The 19,681-nt window shown below is 37.7% G+C and carries 14 protein-coding genes and 1 pseudogene; 4 read left to right on the top strand and 11 right to left on the bottom strand.

All coding sequences use genetic code 11. The features are described from left to right. The first annotated feature begins 635 nt into the window (after positions 1-635). The 3 genes from PH210_RS05995 to PH210_RS05985 all read left to right on the top strand — a co-directional run bounded on the left by PH210_RS05995 (position 636) and on the right by PH210_RS05985 (position 3,816). The gene (locus PH210_RS05995) at positions 636-1,964 is read left to right on the top strand and encodes an ABC transporter substrate-binding protein (RefSeq protein ID WP_289983882.1); all 1,329 of its coding nucleotides are present in this window, start codon (positions 636-638) and stop codon (positions 1,962-1,964) included. Positions 1,965-2,038: 74 nt separating this feature from the next. Continuing rightward, complete coding sequence (locus PH210_RS05990) at positions 2,039-2,983, top strand: carbohydrate ABC transporter permease (RefSeq protein ID WP_289984425.1); 945 nt, start codon at positions 2,039-2,041, stop codon at positions 2,981-2,983. Continuing rightward, positions 2,983-3,816 carry a carbohydrate ABC transporter permease gene (locus tag PH210_RS05985; RefSeq protein WP_289983881.1) on the top strand — a complete coding sequence of 278 codons (834 nt, stop codon included), beginning with the start codon at positions 2,983-2,985 and terminating at the stop codon, positions 3,814-3,816. The genes PH210_RS05990 and PH210_RS05985 overlap by 1 nt, the downstream gene beginning before the upstream one ends. 252 nt (positions 3,817-4,068) lie before the next feature. Here the strand turns inward: PH210_RS05985 and PH210_RS05980 are convergent. Further along, a pseudogene (locus tag PH210_RS05980) lies at positions 4,069-4,612 on the bottom strand (NADPH-dependent FMN reductase). A 31-nt stretch (positions 4,613-4,643) separates the two neighbouring features. Continuing rightward, complete coding sequence (locus PH210_RS05975) at positions 4,644-4,856, bottom strand: MarR family winged helix-turn-helix transcriptional regulator (protein ID WP_289983877.1); 213 nt, start codon at positions 4,854-4,856, stop codon at positions 4,644-4,646. 663 nt (positions 4,857-5,519) lie between these two features. Here PH210_RS05975 and PH210_RS05970 point away from each other — a divergent pair. Beyond that, positions 5,520-6,815, top strand: coding sequence for a purine-cytosine permease family protein (locus PH210_RS05970; RefSeq protein WP_289983875.1), 1,296 nt, complete (start codon positions 5,520-5,522; stop codon positions 6,813-6,815). A gap of 298 nt (positions 6,816-7,113) precedes the next feature. Here PH210_RS05970 and PH210_RS05965 read toward each other — a convergent pair whose 3' ends face one another. The 9 genes from PH210_RS05965 to PH210_RS05925 form a co-directional block, all read right to left on the bottom strand. After that, the gene (locus tag PH210_RS05965) at positions 7,114-7,866 is read right to left on the bottom strand and encodes a response regulator transcription factor (RefSeq protein ID WP_289983873.1); all 753 of its coding nucleotides are present in this window, start codon (positions 7,864-7,866) and stop codon (positions 7,114-7,116) included. After that, a complete protein-coding gene (locus PH210_RS05960; protein ID WP_289983871.1) occupies positions 7,863-9,731 on the bottom strand; it encodes a sensor histidine kinase in 1,869 nt (622 codons plus the stop codon). Before PH210_RS05960 ends, PH210_RS05965 begins: the two co-directional genes overlap by 4 nt. Positions 9,732-9,793: 62 nt before the next feature. After that, a complete protein-coding gene (locus PH210_RS05955; RefSeq protein WP_289983870.1) occupies positions 9,794-10,819 on the bottom strand; it encodes a TRAP transporter substrate-binding protein in 1,026 nt (341 codons plus the stop codon). Positions 10,820-10,866: 47 nt separating this feature from the next. Next, positions 10,867-12,162, bottom strand: a complete 1,296-nt coding sequence (locus tag PH210_RS05950; RefSeq protein WP_289983868.1) for a TRAP transporter large permease — start codon at positions 12,160-12,162, stop codon at positions 10,867-10,869. Further along, positions 12,163-12,660: a TRAP transporter small permease gene (locus PH210_RS05945; RefSeq protein ID WP_289983866.1), complete on the bottom strand. Its 498-nt coding sequence runs from the start codon at positions 12,658-12,660 to the stop codon at positions 12,163-12,165. 370 nt (positions 12,661-13,030) lie between these two features. Then, positions 13,031-15,082 carry a glycoside hydrolase family 3 protein gene (locus PH210_RS05940; protein WP_289983865.1) on the bottom strand — a complete coding sequence of 684 codons (2,052 nt, stop codon included), beginning with the start codon at positions 15,080-15,082 and terminating at the stop codon, positions 13,031-13,033. 418 nt (positions 15,083-15,500) lie between these two features. Next, complete coding sequence (locus PH210_RS05935) at positions 15,501-17,276, bottom strand: aminopeptidase P family protein (protein WP_289983863.1); 1,776 nt, start codon at positions 17,274-17,276, stop codon at positions 15,501-15,503. Continuing rightward, the gene (eutH, locus tag PH210_RS05930; protein WP_289983861.1) at positions 17,260-18,381 is read right to left on the bottom strand and encodes an ethanolamine utilization protein EutH; all 1,122 of its coding nucleotides are present in this window, start codon (positions 18,379-18,381) and stop codon (positions 17,260-17,262) included. Before eutH ends, PH210_RS05935 begins: the two co-directional genes overlap by 17 nt. 40 nt (positions 18,382-18,421) lie before the next feature. Continuing rightward, the gene (locus PH210_RS05925; RefSeq protein WP_289983860.1) at positions 18,422-19,009 is read right to left on the bottom strand and encodes a helix-turn-helix domain-containing protein; all 588 of its coding nucleotides are present in this window, start codon (positions 19,007-19,009) and stop codon (positions 18,422-18,424) included. Between the last annotated feature and the right edge of the window lie 672 nt (positions 19,010-19,681).

Genomic DNA, 19,681 nt, shown 5'->3' with positions numbered 1-19,681 from the left:
TTAAGGTGACGTAATAGTTTATCGCATTATCTTGCGCGGATTATTCAGCTTCCAGGAAAATTGTCGCTGCAGTATGACGGAATAAATGAGGATGAAAATTCTTGTTATTCCTGCCTTCACAGCGTAGCCATTAATCTTTTCGGAAATGCTCGCAGTTTACGAAATGACTGCCCTTTATTATGTGCATTTTGTTTAATTAATCACTTTTTATCGGTAGATTCAATTCGGATGAAAGTTCGGTCAAGTGGTCAATATATTCAAATTGTTAAAAAGTGTTCACACAAAAAAAGGACGTCCAAATTTGGATGTCTTATGAAAAGCGCAATTTGTTACCTCAGATTTAGCAATTTTTATAATATCTTTACCTATTTTTATAATATTTTTACATTATTATGAATATTTAGAATAATTTGTTGATTTATAAAATTGTATTTAATATTATTGAAATAATTTATGTAAGGGTTGTCATTGTTGTGTAATCTTTATGGGTATTCAGACATCAATGATATCCTGATTAATTTTGTTCCATGGATTGAGGTGATTAGAAACTATCAATTTTAAGTAGGTTATAACTTCTCATGCAATTTCGTGGGACATGGTAACAACTATATTTTGCGCTTTTAGGGGGGATTTAGATGAGAAGTAGGAAAAAGTATTTTGCATTATTTTTCTCCATTTGCCTATTACTATCTATTGTTGTAGGTTGCAGCAAGGAATCAAGTACGAAGTCGAATGGTAATGGGAAAGATTCGGATGGAAAGGTTACCTTAAAAATGATCGAAAGCCTTTCAAGCCCTTCAAGAACGGCATTGCTCAACGAGCTAATAGACAAGTTTGAAGCTGCGAATCCGAAGATCAAAGTCGAATTGATCTCCCCACCTTTTAATGGTGCGGACCAAAAAATCACCCAAATGCTTATGGCTAAAGAGGCGCTTGATGTTGTGGAAGTCCGCGAATTCAATGCCAAACAATTTGCTATGAATGGTTTCATCGAGAATTTGAAGCCTTACACAGAGAAATGGAAAAACTACGATTCCTTGAACGATATTGCCAAAAAGCGGGCCAATTGGGTAGATAATACTCCATACTACATACCCAACGGATTGTATGAGCGTGTCTTATTTTACCGTACCGATTGGTTTAAGGAAGCAGGACTAGAAGTACCCAAAACATGGGACGAATTCTATGAAGCAGCAAAGAAATTAACAAACCCATCAAAGAATCGCTATGGATATAGTTTTCGTGGAGGCCCGACCGGTTGGGATTACGCTTTAATTACGATGTGGGCTTACAATGGTAAAGAGGTTAATCCAGATAATGCCTTTTACTTAGAGAATGGTAAGACTTTATTCTCCTCAGCTAAATCGTTGGAAGCGTTAAATTTTTATAAAAAGGTTTATAAGGAAGTTTCTCCTCCAGATTCGATCAACTGGGGCTACCCAGAAATGGTGCAAGGCTTTGTTTCAGGGAGCACCGCGATGTTGATCCAGGATGCGGAAGTCATCGATGCCGCGAAGGAAAAGCTGAAGGATGGAACATGGGCAACGGCACCTCTGCCGATTGGACCATCTGGTGTAGCCCAGCAAGTAGTCAGCGGGCCTGGCTGGGGGATGACCGCCTATTCTAAGCATAAAAAAGAAGCATGGAAGCTGATTGAGTTTCTAAGTGATCCGGAACAGAGCAATGAGTATACAAAAAGGAGTTCTGTCATTCCAGTTCATCAGAATGCTTTTGATGATGAATTTTATAAAACAGGTTATTTTAAACCGTACGGAGATATGAACGCACAACCGGAAATATTCCTCGACGTGACAAGACCAATCGATTTTAAGGGATGGGGTGCATGGCAGTCAGCCGCTGACCAAGATCTCCAGGCCTTCTTATCCGGAAATACATCGGCTAAAGATCTCTTGAAAAAATGGGACCAATATTGGACTAAAGAAAAAGCGGAAAACAAAAAGTAGTTTGGCAATGGAAATGGATAGCGAAAGCTATCCATTTCTCCCTGTTACTAAAGTAAGGAGGAAATCTTTTGAAAATGGAAAAGCAGATTTTACATCCGAATAATCCAAGTGTTCAGCCTGAGAAAGCCCCCTTTCGTTTCTCAAAAGAAGGGATTTTTATTCTTCTATGTCTAGCGCCTGCGATTGTTCTAGTATCGGTATTTGTATATTATCCCATTATTAAAGGATCCGTTATGGCTTTTCAGAATTACACCCTCTTCGACTTAATGAATATTCATTTTATTGGATTGGATAATTTTAAAGCTGTTATTTCAAGTCCTAACTTTGCCACTGTTGTTAAGAACAGTGTGTATTGGGTTTTTATCTCATTATTTTTTCAATTGGTCCTTGGCTTTGCGCTTGCCCTAAGCATGAGGAAACACTTCAAAGGAAGAGGAATATATCAGGGTCTAGTCTTCTTTCCATGGGCGATGTCGGGATTCTTGATTGGGCTCATTTGGCGATGGATGTTTAACGGGCAATTTGGAGTCATTAATGATCTTCTTCTCAAAACAGGGTTGATTGATGCACCTATTGCGTTTTTAGCCGAAGCCAAGTGGGCGATGGCTTCTGTTATTATCGCGAATATTTGGTATGGAGTAGCGTTCTTTGCCATCATGATTTTGGCAGCGCTTCAATCGATACCTGACGAGTTGTATGAAGCGGCTGAAATAGATGGGGCAAACAAGCTTCATCAGCTTTTCTATATTACCTTGCCTTATATTTTACCTACCCTCTTTATTACCGTTCTCTTGAGAGTCATTTGGATTCTCAACTTCCCGGATATTATCTATTCCATGACAAATGGGGGTCCGGCTGGTGCAACGCATATTCTCTCTACATACCTGATTGATAAGGTTATGTTTGAACAGAACTATGGACAAGCCTCTGCAGTAGGTCTTATCATCGTTGTCATCCTTCTTTCTTTCATGGTGTTTTTCACAAAAGCTTCAAAATTTGAAAAGAAAGGTGATTTTTAATGACTAATGCTGGAATTTGGCTTCGTACTCTGAAAGTAGTTTTTTTAAGCATTTTTTTGGCCATCACCATTTTTCCTTTGTATTGGATCATTATTACTTCCTTTAAAATGCAGAAGGACATTTTTTCTCTGCCGATTCAATACTGGCCAAAAGAATTCACACTGGATAATTATATTCAAATATTTAAAATCTCTCATTTTCAAACTTATATTTTTAATAGTTTCTTGGTTTCCATCGTTGCTTCCTTTATTGTATTGATTATTTCTATGCTTGGGGGATATGTCCTTGCAAGATTCAAATTCAAAGGGAAAGGACAGGTGATGGGCGGCTTCCTCATTACTCAAATTGTCCCTATTTTCATTGGTATGGCTCCGTTATATATGATGATGTCAAAAATGCAGCTTGTTAATCATTTGTTTTCCTTAATGCTGATCTATACGGTTATGTTGATTCCTTTCTGTACGATCATTATGGTTGGGTTTTTCCAGAGAATTCCTGCCTCATTGGAAGAAGCTGCAATGATTGATGGATGCTCAAGAATAAGCGCATTATTTAAGGTCATTGTTCCTGTAATGCTGCCAGGAATTATGGCCACCTTAATATTTGCGTTTGTTCAGTGCTGGAACGAGCTTATTATGGCGGTCATGTTTATTGATGAGGAATCGGTCAAAACCATTCCGGTGGCGATGAATTCTTTTATAAAAAAATATGATATTGAATGGGGAGCAATGTCAGCTGGAACGGTACTATCGGTTATTCCTACTATGATCTTGTTTGCTTTCTGTCAAAAGTACCTCGTAAATGGTCTGACGCAAGGTGCGGTGAAAGGGTAAATCTATCAATTTCTTTGGAGGAAATAATATGAAGGTAGTCTACGGAAGGTAGGCATCAGCCGTACAGGCAGTGGTTATCGTACCATTTAGTGCCAAAGCAACACGCACGGAACGACAGAAAGACTTGTTTTATCAAGACTTAAATTGTAAAAAGTCATAAAAAAATAGGGGGTGATACATATTAGTCACGTATAATATGTATCACCCTTTTAGGTAGTATAATTTTCGAATTTCAGTTCAATATATATTTGATTATTTTCTTAAAGCTTTTAATGCACCACTCCAAGCAATAACTTGGTCAAGCATTGCATTTACATTATCAAGGTGTAATTCAGCTGGCTTGAAAGTAGTAAAGTTTTCAAAATCGGTAAATAAGGACAGTGTAGGATGAACACGAACATCTGCAATCATTAGTTCACCCATTATTCCTCGTAAATGTTCAGCTGCACGGGCACCGCCAGTTGAACCATAACTAACGATACCTGCTGCTTTGTTATTCCAGGCTTCACGAGCGAAATCAAGTGCATTTTTTAAGGCTCCTGTTATACTGTGATTATATTCCTGAACGATAAATACGAATCCATCCAAGCTGTTAAGTTTTTCGTTCCAAGCTGCAATTCCTGGTTCAGTCCCATCAGTTGTTCCTAAAAAAGGTAATTGATAATCAGCAATATCTACAATTTCATAGTTTGCATCTCCACGTTTGTCAGCAATTCCTTTAATCCATTCTCCCACTTGTGGGCTAACTCTTCCTGTCTTGTACTACCTAAAATAATACCTACATTTCATTTGTCATTGTTTTTTCCTCCTATTTAGCTTTTTAAAATTTATTTTTCCAAATCTTGTGCACCCATTCCAATTCTCTTTAATAAAACAATTAGCTGTTCTTTTTCATCATTCGAGATAAATGATAAATTTTGAGAAATGGTTGCAACGTGTTTGGGAAATATCTCGTCAAATAATGCTCTTCCTTCTTCTGTCATTACTACATTAAAAGCCCTTCTATCATTTGGGTTTGGTTGTCTTTCTACAAGATCCAAGGGACATATTCTACACTTGGTCAACGATTCTCTCTTCTTCAAGAAAATGGTTCCATATTTTCAAAAAAAAGTATTTACATGCAAAAAAAAACTCCTTTTAGTAAATCAACCCTTTATTTTTATTCATACTGCCTAATTGATAGCCCACATTTTTGGTTTTTTTACACAATTACATTAAATGGAATACCTCATAAAATAATCTTGCAAGGTCAAATGAAAGCGCTCTATTAAAGATACACCTCGCAAAATAAAAAGGGAGGATCCCAAACGACAAATTATACATTAATCCATCATGTTTCGCTTATTTGCTCACCAGTGAACAAATAAGTGTGTCAAATGATGTCAAGCATGAAATCGGTCTAATTAGTCTAAATCCATGGGAAACGCCCTCTTGAGATGACTTTTTTATTGTCCACGTTTCATTTTCCTAATTGCCCAGGTGACTCGTTAACAGTATTTTGCGAAATGGTAAGCTATTAACTAGATATCAGCTATTTGACCTTAAAAAGGCGTCATTTGTAAAGTATGAATCAATTTTACGTTCCGTCTTTCAGCTTTAAGGTGCGTGCAAAAAAAGATTTTCGTCCAAATCAGACTTTTCTCTTGGCCTTGTTATTGGATTGGAGACTCACCAAAAAATTGTTTCACTAGGAGGAAACATTCATGTCAACCAGCGTTGTTGAAAAGAAGTTATTGGATCCAGAATTCGAACACACTCCTGTTCCCAAAGAATACCGCAAAAAATTATCATCCGTTGCAGCTGTTTGGTTTGGTTTCCCAATGGTATTAACCAGTGCAGTCATCGGCGGACTAATCACTGCACAGCTTGGTTTTAAAGCCGGCGCCTTAGCGATGCTGCTTGGTAATCTGCTCCTTTTCGTCATGGTAGGCTTACTAAGCTATGATGCCGGACGTTCGGGATTGAACTTTTCCCTGACTGCACAAAGGACATTCGGACGTTCGGGTTATTATATTATTTCCGGATTACTTTCTACAGTTGTAATCGGCTGGTTTGCTCTTCAAGTCGGACTTACTGGTGCTACGATGCATGGGTCATTTGGTGCTAGTCTGTTAATAATGACCGTCATCGGTGGGATTCTCTATGTTGCAGTAACTTATATCGGTATTAAGGCTTTATCTATCTTAGGGTGGATCGCAGCACCATTTTATATTCTAATTGCCATTATTGCGATTGTTATGGCAATGAAAACCGGTAACTCTGATATTTTAGACTATCATCCTCATGTTTCAAATGCAATGTCATTTGGAGCTGCAGTAACGTTAGTATTCGCCGGATTTGCTGATTCAGGTACAATGACAGCGGACTTTACCCGTTGGGCAAAAAATGGCCGTGAAGGGATTTTATCAACCATTTTCGCCTTTCCAATCGGGAACTTTATTGCCGAGCTTGTTGGAGGAATTATTGTAGCAACTGGAGTTATCTCAAATCCAACTTCAACTGGTGGGGACTTCATGTCAGTATTAGCAGGACATGGTCCATTGCTTACCATCTTGTCTATCCTTTTTGTCTTTATCAATTTGGGTTCTGTCGGTACACATTGCTTATATAATGGCGCTGTTGGCTGGTCACATATGACCGGTAAAAAAATGAGACCTATCACACTTATTATTGGTATAGTCGGTTTAATCGTTGCAGTTTCTGGAATTTATAATCACTTTTTCAACTGGCTCGTTCTTCTTGGGGTAATCATTCCGCCTATCGGAGCAATTATGATTATGGACCGCTTGGTTTTACGAAAGAATGGTTCGGCAAATTTAGTAAACTGGAGACCAATGGCATTCGTTGTCTGGATTTTGTCTTCCGCCATCGCATTATATTGTAACTTCTACGCACCACATCTTTCAGTAGCTTTTGTTGGCCTTGTATCTGCAGCTATTTTTTATGGGATTGGCAGCAAGTTAGTCAAAGGTCCCGACTCTATCCCTGAAATGAAATAGGTTGCATGAAATAAACAAATAAGAAAAAGCCGTCTCCTTTTTTTGTAAAGGGGTTCGGCTTTTATATTGCTAACGATTACACTGGAGGAAATATAATTCCTTTTAGAATTTTTCTTAAAATATCAAGAACATTTTCCAGGCCGATCACACCCTTTCCTTAATAGGAAAAGAAGATCACCAACCATCTACCCTCACAACTATTCAGTATGCCAATTCATACGTCAATTCTTTTGTCATTTATTAAGAAAGCACCCGAAAACGGAACCCTTTATTTTTTTGTCTCTAGACTTCTTTCATTTTATGGAGTGATGACTGATTTCCGAAACTCAGATGGTGAGTAACCGATTATCCTTTTAAAGTTATTACTAAAATAAGCTAAATCGGAATATCCGACTCTTTCCGCAATCTCGGACATTCTTAACGATGTATTTAGTAATAAACGTTTACTTTCCTCAATTCGAAGCTCGGTAATATAATCAACAAATTTTTTATTTAGTTGTTGTTTGAATAATTGACTGAGATAACTAGGATTCATATGGACGCTCTCTGCTGCATCTTTCAGGGTAATTTGGTCTAATGGGGTCTTTTCTATATAATGCAAAACTCTTTCAATCGTGGATGAAGGCAGATTCTCAACCACTATATTGGGTGCGTTCATTTTTGCCTCTGCTAGATTTAGTTGGTCTAGCCATTTTTCTAGGCATACTTTTAAATCGAGCTCCTCCACTGGTTTTAGCAGGTAATCCCTTACACCGTTTCGAAGTGCTTTTTGAACAAATTGGAAATCGTCATGTACACTGATGACGATGACATCTGGCTTCTTTTTTAAAAGATTCACTTCCTTTACAAACGAAAGTCCGTCCATTATTGGCATTCGAATATCTGTAATGACAAGGTCTACCTCATTTTGCTTGATCCAATCCAGTGCTTCTAATCCGTTCCCACATTCATTGGCTACCTGCAAGGGAAGATTCAACTGCTTGGTTGTCCATTTAAGAGCCGTTCGAACCCATCTCTCATCATCAACTAGCAGGATCGTCCTCTTTTTCATTCTCTCGCCTCCTCCGAATCATCTGGTAAAGGTAAATGGATTACTACTTCTGTCCCAATACCCTGCTCACTTTTCATCGTGATTCCATACTTAGACCCAAATAAATAATGAATCCTTTGGTGAACATTTAAGATTCCTATATTTTTCCCGTCCATTGAAGTCCTTTTTTGTTGAATGCGATTCCTTATTTCTTCTAAAAGGTATTCGTCTATACCATTACCTGAGTCAAAAATGCGAATCACGAAGGTAGACTCCGATTGACGAATGGCAGAAATCACGATTTCTATTTTTCTATTATCCGGACCATAACCATGAACAAAGCAATTCTCCACTAATGGCTGAAGTGAAAACTTTACTACCTTAAGTTCCATTGCCCAATCAGGGATATCAAACTTATACTCAAAACGATCTTCAAAACGAAACTTTTGAATCCGAAGGTACATTTCGCAAAAATTGATTTCTTCTCTAAGACTAACAGTGGAGGATGAATTATTCAGATTATACCGGAGTAGTTTTCCTAGCGAGAAAGACATAATTGCAATATTTTCCTGATCTTCTTCTAAAGCCATTCCCCTAATGGTTTCAAGTGAATTGTATAAAAAATGGGGATTCATCTGTGACTGAAGCATTTTTAGTTCTACTTCTTTTTGTTTAAGTGACATTTCAGCTTCTTTTAACTTCGAAATATATACTACCTCCAGGAGATTCGAAAGTTTTTCAACCGTCTTATTAAACCCTGCAGTCAATTGTCCAATTTCATCCTTTGAATCCACTCTTACTCTTCCGTTTAGATTTCCAATTTCCACTTCCTTCATAAAATGCTTGAGACGGCGTATGGGCCGTATGATGCTGGTGGCAAATCCAAAGCCGATCAAATAGGCTGCGATTAAAGAAATAATAATGGTAAGGGATATGGTTTTTTCAATTTGAATCATCCCACCTGTTAAATCTCGGTAGGGAACAGCTGTTAAAAACCTCCAGCCAAGGTTCCGTGAAAAGGTATAGGTCACAAAATCTTTCCGCTCATTCTCTAATATTTCCGTGCTGCTCTCTTCTGTTTTTAGGTTAGAAAGCTGCTTGAATTCAACCTTTTTCCCCAGTTTCGAATAATCGGGATGATAGACATAATGTCCATTCGCATCTAATATAAAAAAATAGCCATTTTTACTAATTGTTACTTTATTAGAGATTTCTTCAATTCTTCTAAAATTGATATCGATAATAAGCATGCCTACTGGCAGGAGGGTTCTTGGGTTATAAAGTCTCCGCACTAGTGATATAACGGGCAGCTCATTATTTTCTAATTTCAGCTTCCGTGTGACCAGCATACTCATCCCATTTAACGGGACGGAGGAATACCAATATTCATCCCTCATTTTCATGGCAGGATAGAAATTTCTCTTACCCAGAGTATCAATGACCGGACCGTCATCGAGAAGGATGGTGATATTTGAGATATCTGCTCTTGAATACTCTGCTGTTTTTAGGGTGTTTCTTGTCGGTTCGATCAAAGGCTCCTTACTTTCTGATGACTTCATTTTCAATAGACTTGATAGTTCAGGAGAATTGATCATTTTTAGGCTGGTAATCTCAAAATCCTGCAGATAGTATTCAATATGAGTCTCTACTTGATCAATTACCTGCCTGCTTGATTGTCGTAGTTCATTTTCAAGCTCTAAGGATGAACGTTTGTATGAAATGATACCAACGGAAAGCACAGGAAAGATAACCAGAAAACTGGAGAAAACGCATAGCTTAATCATTAGTGACTGATTTTTTAAGAGAATGTATGTTTCAATAAACGCCGCTATTTTTCTCCACTTTTTCTTCATCATGATCCATTCCTTACCATTTGTATTTTTCAAACTGAAAAGACCTAGTTAGTAAATAGAAATCTTTACCAACTAGGCGAATGCCTGTTTATCGATTACGGACGAGCTTTTTCAATTGCATCCATTACCTCTTGATAATCTTTTGAGTATTTATCAACCATTGATTTAACAGCATCTTTCCAAGGAGTAATATCATCAACCTCCGTAAATGTCACTCCAGCTTCTTTCAGTTTCTTGGTGGAGCGTTCTTCCCACTTATCCCATTCTTCTCTTTGTGTCTTTACTGAATCCAATGCAGCTTGCTTAATAAGTTTTTGATCCTTTTCTGAAAGCTTATCCCATGCAGCTTTACTAATTAACAAGACTTCAGGGATTCGTTGGTGATGATCTAAGATAAAGTTTTTAGCTTCTTGATAATGGTTAGAAGAATCTAAGCTTGGGATGTTATTTTCGGCACCGTCAATAATGCCCGTTTGCAGGGCACTAAATACTTCACCATATGGCATTGGCGTTGCACTTGCACCAAGTGCCTCCATGAAATCAATATTAATCTTACTCTGCTGAACACGGATCTTCTGACCCTTTAAATCCTTTACGCTTTTTAACGGTTTAGTAGAATAAAAGCTTCTTGAACCTGAATCGTAATAAGCAAGCCCTTTCATTTTGGACTGTTCTAAACCATCTAACAATTTTGTTCCCATATCCCCATTAAGGAAATTCCATAAATGCTCTTCACTTTCGAATACATATGGCAGCCCAAGAGCCGTAAACTGACTATTGAACTCCGCAAGTGGACTGGAATTAATCCTCGTAAACTCAATGGCTCCAAGCTGAACCTGTTCTAGAACGGATTTTTCATCCCCTAGTTGCGCGGATGGAAATACTTCAATTTTAATTCGGCCATCTGTTCTTTCTTCCACCAATTCCGCAAACTTTTTGTCTCCCACAACCGTCGGATAATCTGGCGGCTGATTATCCGCCAAGCGGAAGGTATACTTTGGTTCTTCTGCTTTTGAACCACCTTCTTTTGAACTAGTCGTTTCCTCTTTTCCGCAGGCAGCCAGGATCGTTCCCATTAAAAGCGTTGCTGCAAGAATCCCTGTAATCTTTTTTCTCTTCATTTCTTTAACCCTCCTTAAAATTTTTTTTATTTTCACCTATCCTTCGGTTACTGAGCTAACAGATGTGGAAGCCACATGACTACCTCAGGAATATAGGTAATAACTAGGAGAACAATGAGTAATGCGTAGAAAAATGGCATCATCGCTTTCGTTCCTTGCTGTATCGAAACCTTTCCTATCGCACATCCGACAAACAATACGGTTCCAACTGGCGGTGTCAGTAGACCAATCCCTGCATTTAAGATAAGAACGATCCCAAAGTGCACCGGATCCATTCCAAAGCTCGTTACCACCGGCAGGAGAATGGGTGTCATAATTAAAATCATGGGTGCCATGTCCATTGGCGCTCCAAGAAGAAGCAATAATATATTAATAATCAATAGAATAATAAGCGGATTATCTGAAATACTTAGAAATAGGTCGGTTACCATGGATGGTATTTTTAAGAAGGCTAAAATCCAGCCAAAGGAAGCGGAAGCTGCGATTAGGAAAAATACCATCGAAACCGTTCGCATCGTTCGGGTTAATATTTTCCAAATATTTGCGAATTTTGCTTCCCGATAGACAACAAACGCTAGAATAAAAGAATACAAACATGCTAAGGCTCCTGATTCAGTTGCCGTAAACCATCCACTCATGATCCCGCCCAAAATAATGACCGCAGGGCTTAACGATAAAAGTCCGTGTATTAGAATGCCGGCAATTTCTGATTTTGGAACAGGGTCGGCTTTTTGATAGCCGCGTTTTCTGGCAATAATGTAACCCGTAATCATTAAGGAAATTAACATAATAAAGCCTGGTACGATGCCAGCCATAAACAAACTGGCGATGGAAACTCCACCCGCTGCTAACGAAAATAAAACAAGATTATGACTTGGCGGGACGATTACACCTTGTATCGCTGAGGCAATCGTTACACCAACAGCGTAATCTGCTTCGTAGCCCTTCTTTTTCATCATTGGAATCATAACGGAGCCAACGGAGGAAACGTCTGCTACTGCAGAGCCGGATATATTGCCAAAGAAAAGTGCAGCAACACTGTTAACCATGGCGAGTCCACCGCGGATTCTGCCCACCATTAAGCTGGCAAGATTCACAATCCGAGTAGCAAGTCCCCCTTCACTCATAATTTGTCCCGTTAAAATAAAGAACGGAATTGCAAGTAAAGAAAAGGAATTCATTCCTTGGATCATTTGCTGGCCAACTACCGGAAGTGGTATCCCTAAATAGATAACCGTTAATAATGACGATGCAACAAGCGTAAGGGCAATTGGAAACCGAAGTAAGATTAATATGACAAAGCTTGAAAGTAAGATAATAATTCCAATTGTATTGCTGTCCAATTACATACCCTCCTCTATCTCTTTGTGACGAGTGGTGTTAAAGTTAAAGAATTGTAAAAGTGAATAAACGCAAATCATTACTCCTGTAACGGGCATAACCGCATAAGTGATACTGCTTGGAAGTTTAGTAGCCGGTAGTGTTGATTCCATCATCAATACTGTAAAGTCCCAGCCCTGAACCACCAGGTATACACCGAAAGCAAAAATGGAGGCACTGATGATTTTATCTAAGACCTTATTAAAGCTTTTAGGAAATAAATTCGTGAAAGAATCAATCCCTAAATGGATATACTCCCGAAATCCCACCGCTATTGCCATAAAGGCAAACCAAGCAAGTAATAAAAGCGTAATTTCCTCTGACCAAAAAAATACAAAATTAAATAATTTCCGGGTCATAACTTGTGTGGTTACGACCAAAATTAATGCAACTAACGAAAATAGAGTGAATTTTTCAAAAATATTATCGATGACTAACCCTATTTTTTTGATGACATTCATTTGATTCCCCCCCATATTGAAAACGTTTACCTTTCTTTCATTTTAAGAATCTGATGAATGTTTTTGAATGTTCTTTTTTTAGGATAATTTGTGATTTTTTTAGGTGGGATCTGTATTTAAAAGTATTTAACTTATTTTGTTAGTTTAATAAACTAATATAATATATTTTAAAATTAGCATTTTTATTATTTTCTTTCAATAAAAAATCTGATGTGATATCAAACCAACTACCATAATCACCTAATTCTACTTTTCAGCCTAACTTGCTTCGAAATATCATTCTCCCTTCCAAAGAAAATGCCCAGTCCGATATGAACTGAGCCATTCTCTGTATTTATTTTTCCTTGCTATTTATCTTCTTTCTTCCCTATTATTTATAGCTTAGACCAAATCCAAAGCTGTAATCGTCGCCAGCAGCATTTGTATAGGTGTAGTCGAATTTTTCCGCGTATCCAGGGACATCTGACGCGTTCTTTTCGACAGCTTCCTGATTGGCTGGGATTGTGATTGGAAGCTTGCCTGTTGGATTGAAGCGTCCGCGCAGAACGTCCAGCAGTGCTTCAGATTTGACGCTGTAAGTAGCTACGACTGCAGCAGCAGCAGGCTCCACCTCATCTATGACCCATGAATTGGTCATATTGATCACAAGGGTTGTTGGGACGGCTGCTTCGATTTGTTTCACCTTCGCAACGTCAATTCCGGTGTTTGTTCCTAGTTTAATGTCAACTGTAGAGTTATCAGGGAACTCGAATGGGCTTGGACGCAGCCAAACAAGAGCGGCATTTGCTTCACTAAGCGTATTTACAATGGTCACTGTAGGATCTTCCTTCACGATTTGTTTCTTCAGTGCTTCTGTTCGAACTGCACTATTATTACCGCTAAAAACTTCAACGTATAGCTTTGTATGTGCGATTTTTTCATCCGTCAGCGGCAGCATACCTTTGTTGTTGCGCAATAGTGTAATGGACTTAAGGTGTGCTTCGTCCGCTCTGGCCTGTGATTTTTCTGAGCTGGCGATCTTCTGAGCATCTTCCGGGTCCGTATATGGGTCCTCGAAAAGGCCAAGGTTGAACATTTCAGTAAGCAGCTGGGACACGGAAGGATTAAGGTCCTTCTCCTTTATTAAGCCTTTATTTACAGCAGAGATTAGTCCGCTTGGGTCATTGTTGTCAGAGAAAATGTTTGTCCCTGCATCGATTGCCTTCGCAAATTTCTCCTCAATGGTCAGGTCATGAACGCCCCAGTCACGGTTGGTCAGTACGCCGCTATCACTGTTGACATAGCCTTTGAAGCCCATCCGTTCACGGAGAAGGTCAGTGAGGATGGTCTTGTTGTAGGCACCAGCCACCTCTTCAAATTGCTGGGTCTCAGATTGCCAAAGCTCACGCGGAAGCTGTTCGGCACTGCCCTCATTTTTCGGTACATTATAGTAGGACATGACTGAGCTTACACCCGCATCTATGGCTGCTTGGAACGGAGGCAGCTGGTATTTGTAAAGGCTGCCTGGTGTTGGGTAAATAGCGTACTGTCCTGGTTCATTGTGCGGATCGAGGCCTTTGACCACAGCACCGTCTCCAGGGAAATGCTTAACGGTTTGTGCGACAGATTGGCTGCTAAGCTCCTCTCCCTGGAAACCAAGCACTAGTTCTTTGGCAATTTTCGCATTCCATGACGGATCTTCTCCGAAGGTGCCTGAGATACGGCGCCACCTCGGTTCAGTTGCCGTTTCAATTTGGTATCCATAGTCCTTTTGAATGCCAGCAGAGCGCCACTCATCACGAGCAATCTCGGCAAAATCGCGAATCAAGTCAAGGTCCCGTGTAGCCGAAAGGCCGAGGGTGCCAGGCCAGGTTGAGAATTGACCGGAAGCCTCACTGATTCCGAACTCATTCTGTTCATTAATGTGATTTCTTGGGTTGGAGGTGAATACGAGCGGGATCCCAAGAGGCGTTTTTTCAGCGATTTCCTGGTATTGATTCGCCCGTGCAGCAAGATTTGCTGCTGTAGGGTTATCTCGGATGATTAGGTAACGAATGTGGCGGTTATTAATGTAATCGTTGATGTTAGTCGTACTTAGTGATGTAATTTGCATGATTCCAGCCTTCTCTTCCATGCTCATACGGGGGAGGAGGTCTGCAACCCGCTTGTCTGTTGTTAAACGCCAGTCCTCGTAAGGATCGAGTTTGCCGTTGGCATTGAGATCCTTAAACAGGCGCTGACCAATTTTAATAATAGGCTTAACATGGGCCTCAACGGATGGTGCCTTTTTACCGCCCGCATTTGAATGGGCCGGTGGATTGCCTCCCGAACTAGAGTTACTAGGAGACGCAGCAAAAGCACCTCCGGCGATGGCTGCAGCTGCAACACTTGAAACAAGAGAAGACATAACAATCTTTCTAAAATATTTTGGTCTCTTTGACAACCTTGTTCCCTCCTTGAAATTTTTGATGTTTTTTCACTAAACCAAAACTATCTAGATTTTTAAGCCCTCCTCTATCAAAAAAATTATCCATACCATGCAAACGGTTACACAAGAGGATAATTAAATTATAGGAAAATTTGGACAAATCTTGATTGTGTAAAATTTATGTTTTTTTGTGATATTTTTAGAAGGAGGAGGTTTATTTTCATATCCCAGTTTTAATAATTTATATCCAGTGTTTTTGATGATTAAATGGCCCGATAAAAAGAGACACGCCTTTTTATATGCGTGCCTAGAATTTTTTCTATTTTCGAATCGCTTCTTTTTCTCTGAAATCAATGATTAGATCTGCATAAGGGTTGGTGAATTTCACTGTTTTTTTAAGGCGATAAATATTACTTGTATTCTGCAAACCTATTTATATTTCCCGAGTCTCTTCCCTTAGCCACGCTTTCTCTTCTTCATTTAAATAAGGAGCTAGCTTTGTGTATACCTCTTGATGATAACTGTTTAACCATTGCTTTTCACTCTCTGTTAACATATCTATATTAATACCGGCTAAATCAATAGGGCAATACGTGATTGCTTCAAACTTCATAAATTGACCAAACTCTGTTTTCTCGTCTTCAACTACTACCAACATATTTTCAATTCTAATTCCATATTTACCTTCAAGGTATATTCCTGGTTCATTCGTAATAATCATGCCTTTTTCTAATACAACATGATTATTATTCCTTATGCTTTGTGGTCCTTCATGAACATTCAAGAAAAAACCTACCCCATGTCCTGTCCCGCATTTATAGTCTAAACCATACTGCCAAATTGGTTGTCTTGCTAAAACATCTAAGTTAGAGCCTGTTGCTCCGTATAAATATTTTACGGAGCTTAATGCAATAAATCCTTTTAACACCAATGTAAAATCTCTTTTTTGTTCATCGGTAATTTTTCCTAAAACAATCGTTCGTGTAATATCTGTTGTTCCATCATAATACTGTCCGCCTGAATCAATTAAAAAGAGATCTTCATTCTTAAGAGTATATTGCGTTTCTTGATTGGCTTTATAATGCATCATCGCAGCATGTTCTTTATAACCTGCTATCGTATCAAAGCTAGGTCCAACAAATCCTTCCTGCTCTCTTCTGAAATCTTCTAATCTTTCTTCTGCAGCAATCTCTGTAATTTCTTCTTTGTCTACAAAGTTTTTTAGCCATTTTATAAATTTCACCATGGCTAAACCATCTTTTATTTCACACCATTTAAAATTTTTTATCTCAACTTCATTTTTAATAGCTTTTAAATGAGTCGTGATGTTTGGACTTTCAATTTTCTTTGTATTACTGTTAATGGCATTATATAATCTGATATTTGTTTTATCCGCATCGAAAATAATGGCATCTTCGATTGAAAGATTTTCCAAGAATGTTTGTATTTCATGATTCGCTTTTAACTCGATTCCGTCAGCCTCCAGTTCTAATTTAGCCAAAGAGGGAACCTTGCTAGAATCAATAAATAAATAACATATATGTTCATCTACGATAACATTAGCTATTACAACTGGATTGTTAGGCACATCAGACCCTCTTATATTCAAAAGCCATGCAATGTCATCAAGGGAAGTTAAAATATAATAATTTGCTCCATTTTTTTTCATTTCTTCTCTTACTTCATTTAATTTTTCTACTCGTGATTTGCCTGCATATTTTACGTCATGAGTAAAAATGGGGCCTTTAGGAATCTCCGGTCTATCTTCCCACAGATCACTAATTAAATCTTGATTCATTTTTAATGCGATTCTCTTTGCTTTTAGATCTTTTTCCATCTTTTTAACCATATTAATGGAAAAAACATTTCCATCAAAGCCCACAATGCTTCCTTCTTTAAGAACATCTGCGAGCCATTCTGTATAAAATGGTACCCCTGGATCCACCATTCTAAATAATCTGATTCCTGAGTTCTCAAGCTGCTTATCAGCTTGAATATAGTATCTGCCATCTGTCCATAACCCTGCATCCTCTAATGTAATAACTACAGTACCTGCAGACCCTGTAAATCCCGATATCCATTGTCTACCTTTCCAATGGTCTGATACATATTCACTCTGATGTGCATCAAAACTGGGAATTATATAAGCATCCATTTGATTTTCTTTCATTAGCTGCCTTAACTTTTCTACCCTATCCCTGATATTCATTACAATTACCTCCATTTTCCTTATGACTAAATTGTTTACTTTCACGATCATACAGCCATACGGCTAGTACTATACTAATTATTCCGGCTGTAAGCTTTGATATTATAAACGCTCCTAACATTTCTGGAGCTACTCCTGATACAAATCCAAATTGACCACCAAATACAAATGCTCCACTTACTCCAAAAGCAGTACATACCACTTTTCCTTTAGGATTCATTTCCTTATATGTTCCAAATATCAACAGATTACTAGCCAAATTTCCTAGAATGCCTGCTAATGACACTGAATTAATTCCAAATTTCTCCCCTATTTCTTTAAAACTATTTTTAAAAATTCGATTAATAAGTGCTAGCATAGGATAGGCTCCACCTAATACAAATGCGATCTTCCCTACTATAACAGTAGATTCAGATAATGGTGCTAATCCTGAGACAAGCCTTACACCAAATATCACATCTATACCTTGTAAAAGTAATCCAACAGTACTCAAACTGATTATCAGCTTTCCAAATACATTAAAAACTTTAATAAAAACATGAGGAGCTTTTAATAATCCTGCCCCTAAAATAATGGCAAAAACAAATATAGGTACCAGATTCCATACTAATATGCCGATATTTATTTTTTGCCATAAGCCTGCTGCAAGACATCCTATAGGTATAGTAATAATTCCAACCAGCACACCCTTAGAAAAATATTTTTCATCCTCTTTAGAAAGCATCCCTAATGCGACGGGTATTGAAAAACTAATTGTGGCTCCTAAAGTAGAAGCAATGATAATTCCTGAGAATGCCCCCATTTCCTTTGTTAATGCTAGCTTATCTGCGATTTGATATCCCCCCATATCTACCGCTAAAAATACTGCAGGAACGATAGAAGGATCTAAATTAAAAACTCTACAGATTGGAATAATCTCAGAGGATAAAAAATTTGTAAATATAGGGGCTAAAGAAAGTATTCCTATCATGCCAAGCCCTAAAGCCCCCATGGTCTTTATGCCTTCCTCAAATTTTTCACCCAGTTTCAAATGATTTCCGGTAATATAATCAATAGCTCCGATTACAAAAAAAGAACCGATTAGATATAACACAAATTTGTCCATTGTTCTTATCACTTTCTTTTAACTTTATATAATGTCTTTACTAATCAGCATCTGTCGCATGAAACTTACTATTGTAGATATAATTAGGAGTATTAACAGCTATGAGCTTGACCTTTTTGTTAGTGTAATTAGCCCAATTGTGGGCAATATTTGAGTCCAAATGAACACTGTCACCAGGATACACTTCGTGCCTCTCGCCATTTATGTAAACTGTTAATATACCCTCTAAAACATAAATGAACTCTTCTCCCCCATGCTTATAGGATAATATTTCTTCATCTTTCTTTTGAGGAAGAATTTCTATAAGCCTTGGAACAAGTTGTTTATTTTCCAAATTTGTACTTAAAGCATACTTAATAAATCCACCTTCTACTGAATCTATTATTTCTTGTTCATAACTTCTTAAAACCATATCTTTTCTTTTACGTGGATAATCGAAAAAATGTGTTAAATGTACTTCCAAAATATCAGCTAGTATTTCAAGTGAATCAACAGCTATGGTAGTAAGCCCCCTTTCTAATTGAGACAAAAATCCAACAGATAGTTCGCTTTTTTCACTTAACTCTTTCAAAGTAATTCCTTTTTCAGTCCTCAGTTTCTTTATTTCCATTCCTATATTCAAAAACATACCCCCAAATTTCATAATCGTGAATATTATAATTTATATCATTGAGTCACGCAATATATTATGAAATAATTTCATAAATATGAAATTCATTTAATTAACGTTATCATATATTCTCTCCAGAACAGTCCGTTAGAATTACACAATCTGGCACAAAAAAAGACGCTTGATCTATTAGATCTAGGCGCCTAGATTGTAAAATAATAAAATACCTAAAAGAGCTATTTCCCAGGTTAAAATACCTATGACAAGTATAAACAAAAAAGGTGTACCATAAACAGTTCACCCTTTTAAATGATTAAGAATATTTAGGATTTTAATGATTAATTAGTTTAATCACTTTGATAAACAGATTATATCAATGAATCTATTAATAAATGTATCTAATTCAGATGCATTACTAAATTTAAATAAAATTCCATGATTAATTGGAATTTTACCTTTATTTAGTTTTTTTGGAAATTTTCTCAAAGCCGTACTACTGCGATCTTATTCTATTGTTCTTTTTCAAATATATAGTGTATTAGGCAATTAAAAATCGCAGTTTGTTTTATGAATGGAAAAAGAGCCAAAATTAGTTCTACTCGTCCAAAAATCACCATAAACTGTCATTAAGTGTCATTCTGCACCTTTACGCACTAAAAACAATCAAATCGTTCTTAGAAAAGAACAACT

Origin of the sequence: Paenibacillus sp. BSR1-1, assembly GCF_030403775.1 — a bacterium.
In the GTDB taxonomy this organism is placed as follows: domain Bacteria; phylum Bacillota; class Bacilli; order Bacillales; family Cytobacillaceae; genus Neobacillus.
The sequence above is the reverse complement of the archived record's forward strand: the minus strand, read 5'-3'. Positions and strand labels throughout refer to the sequence as shown.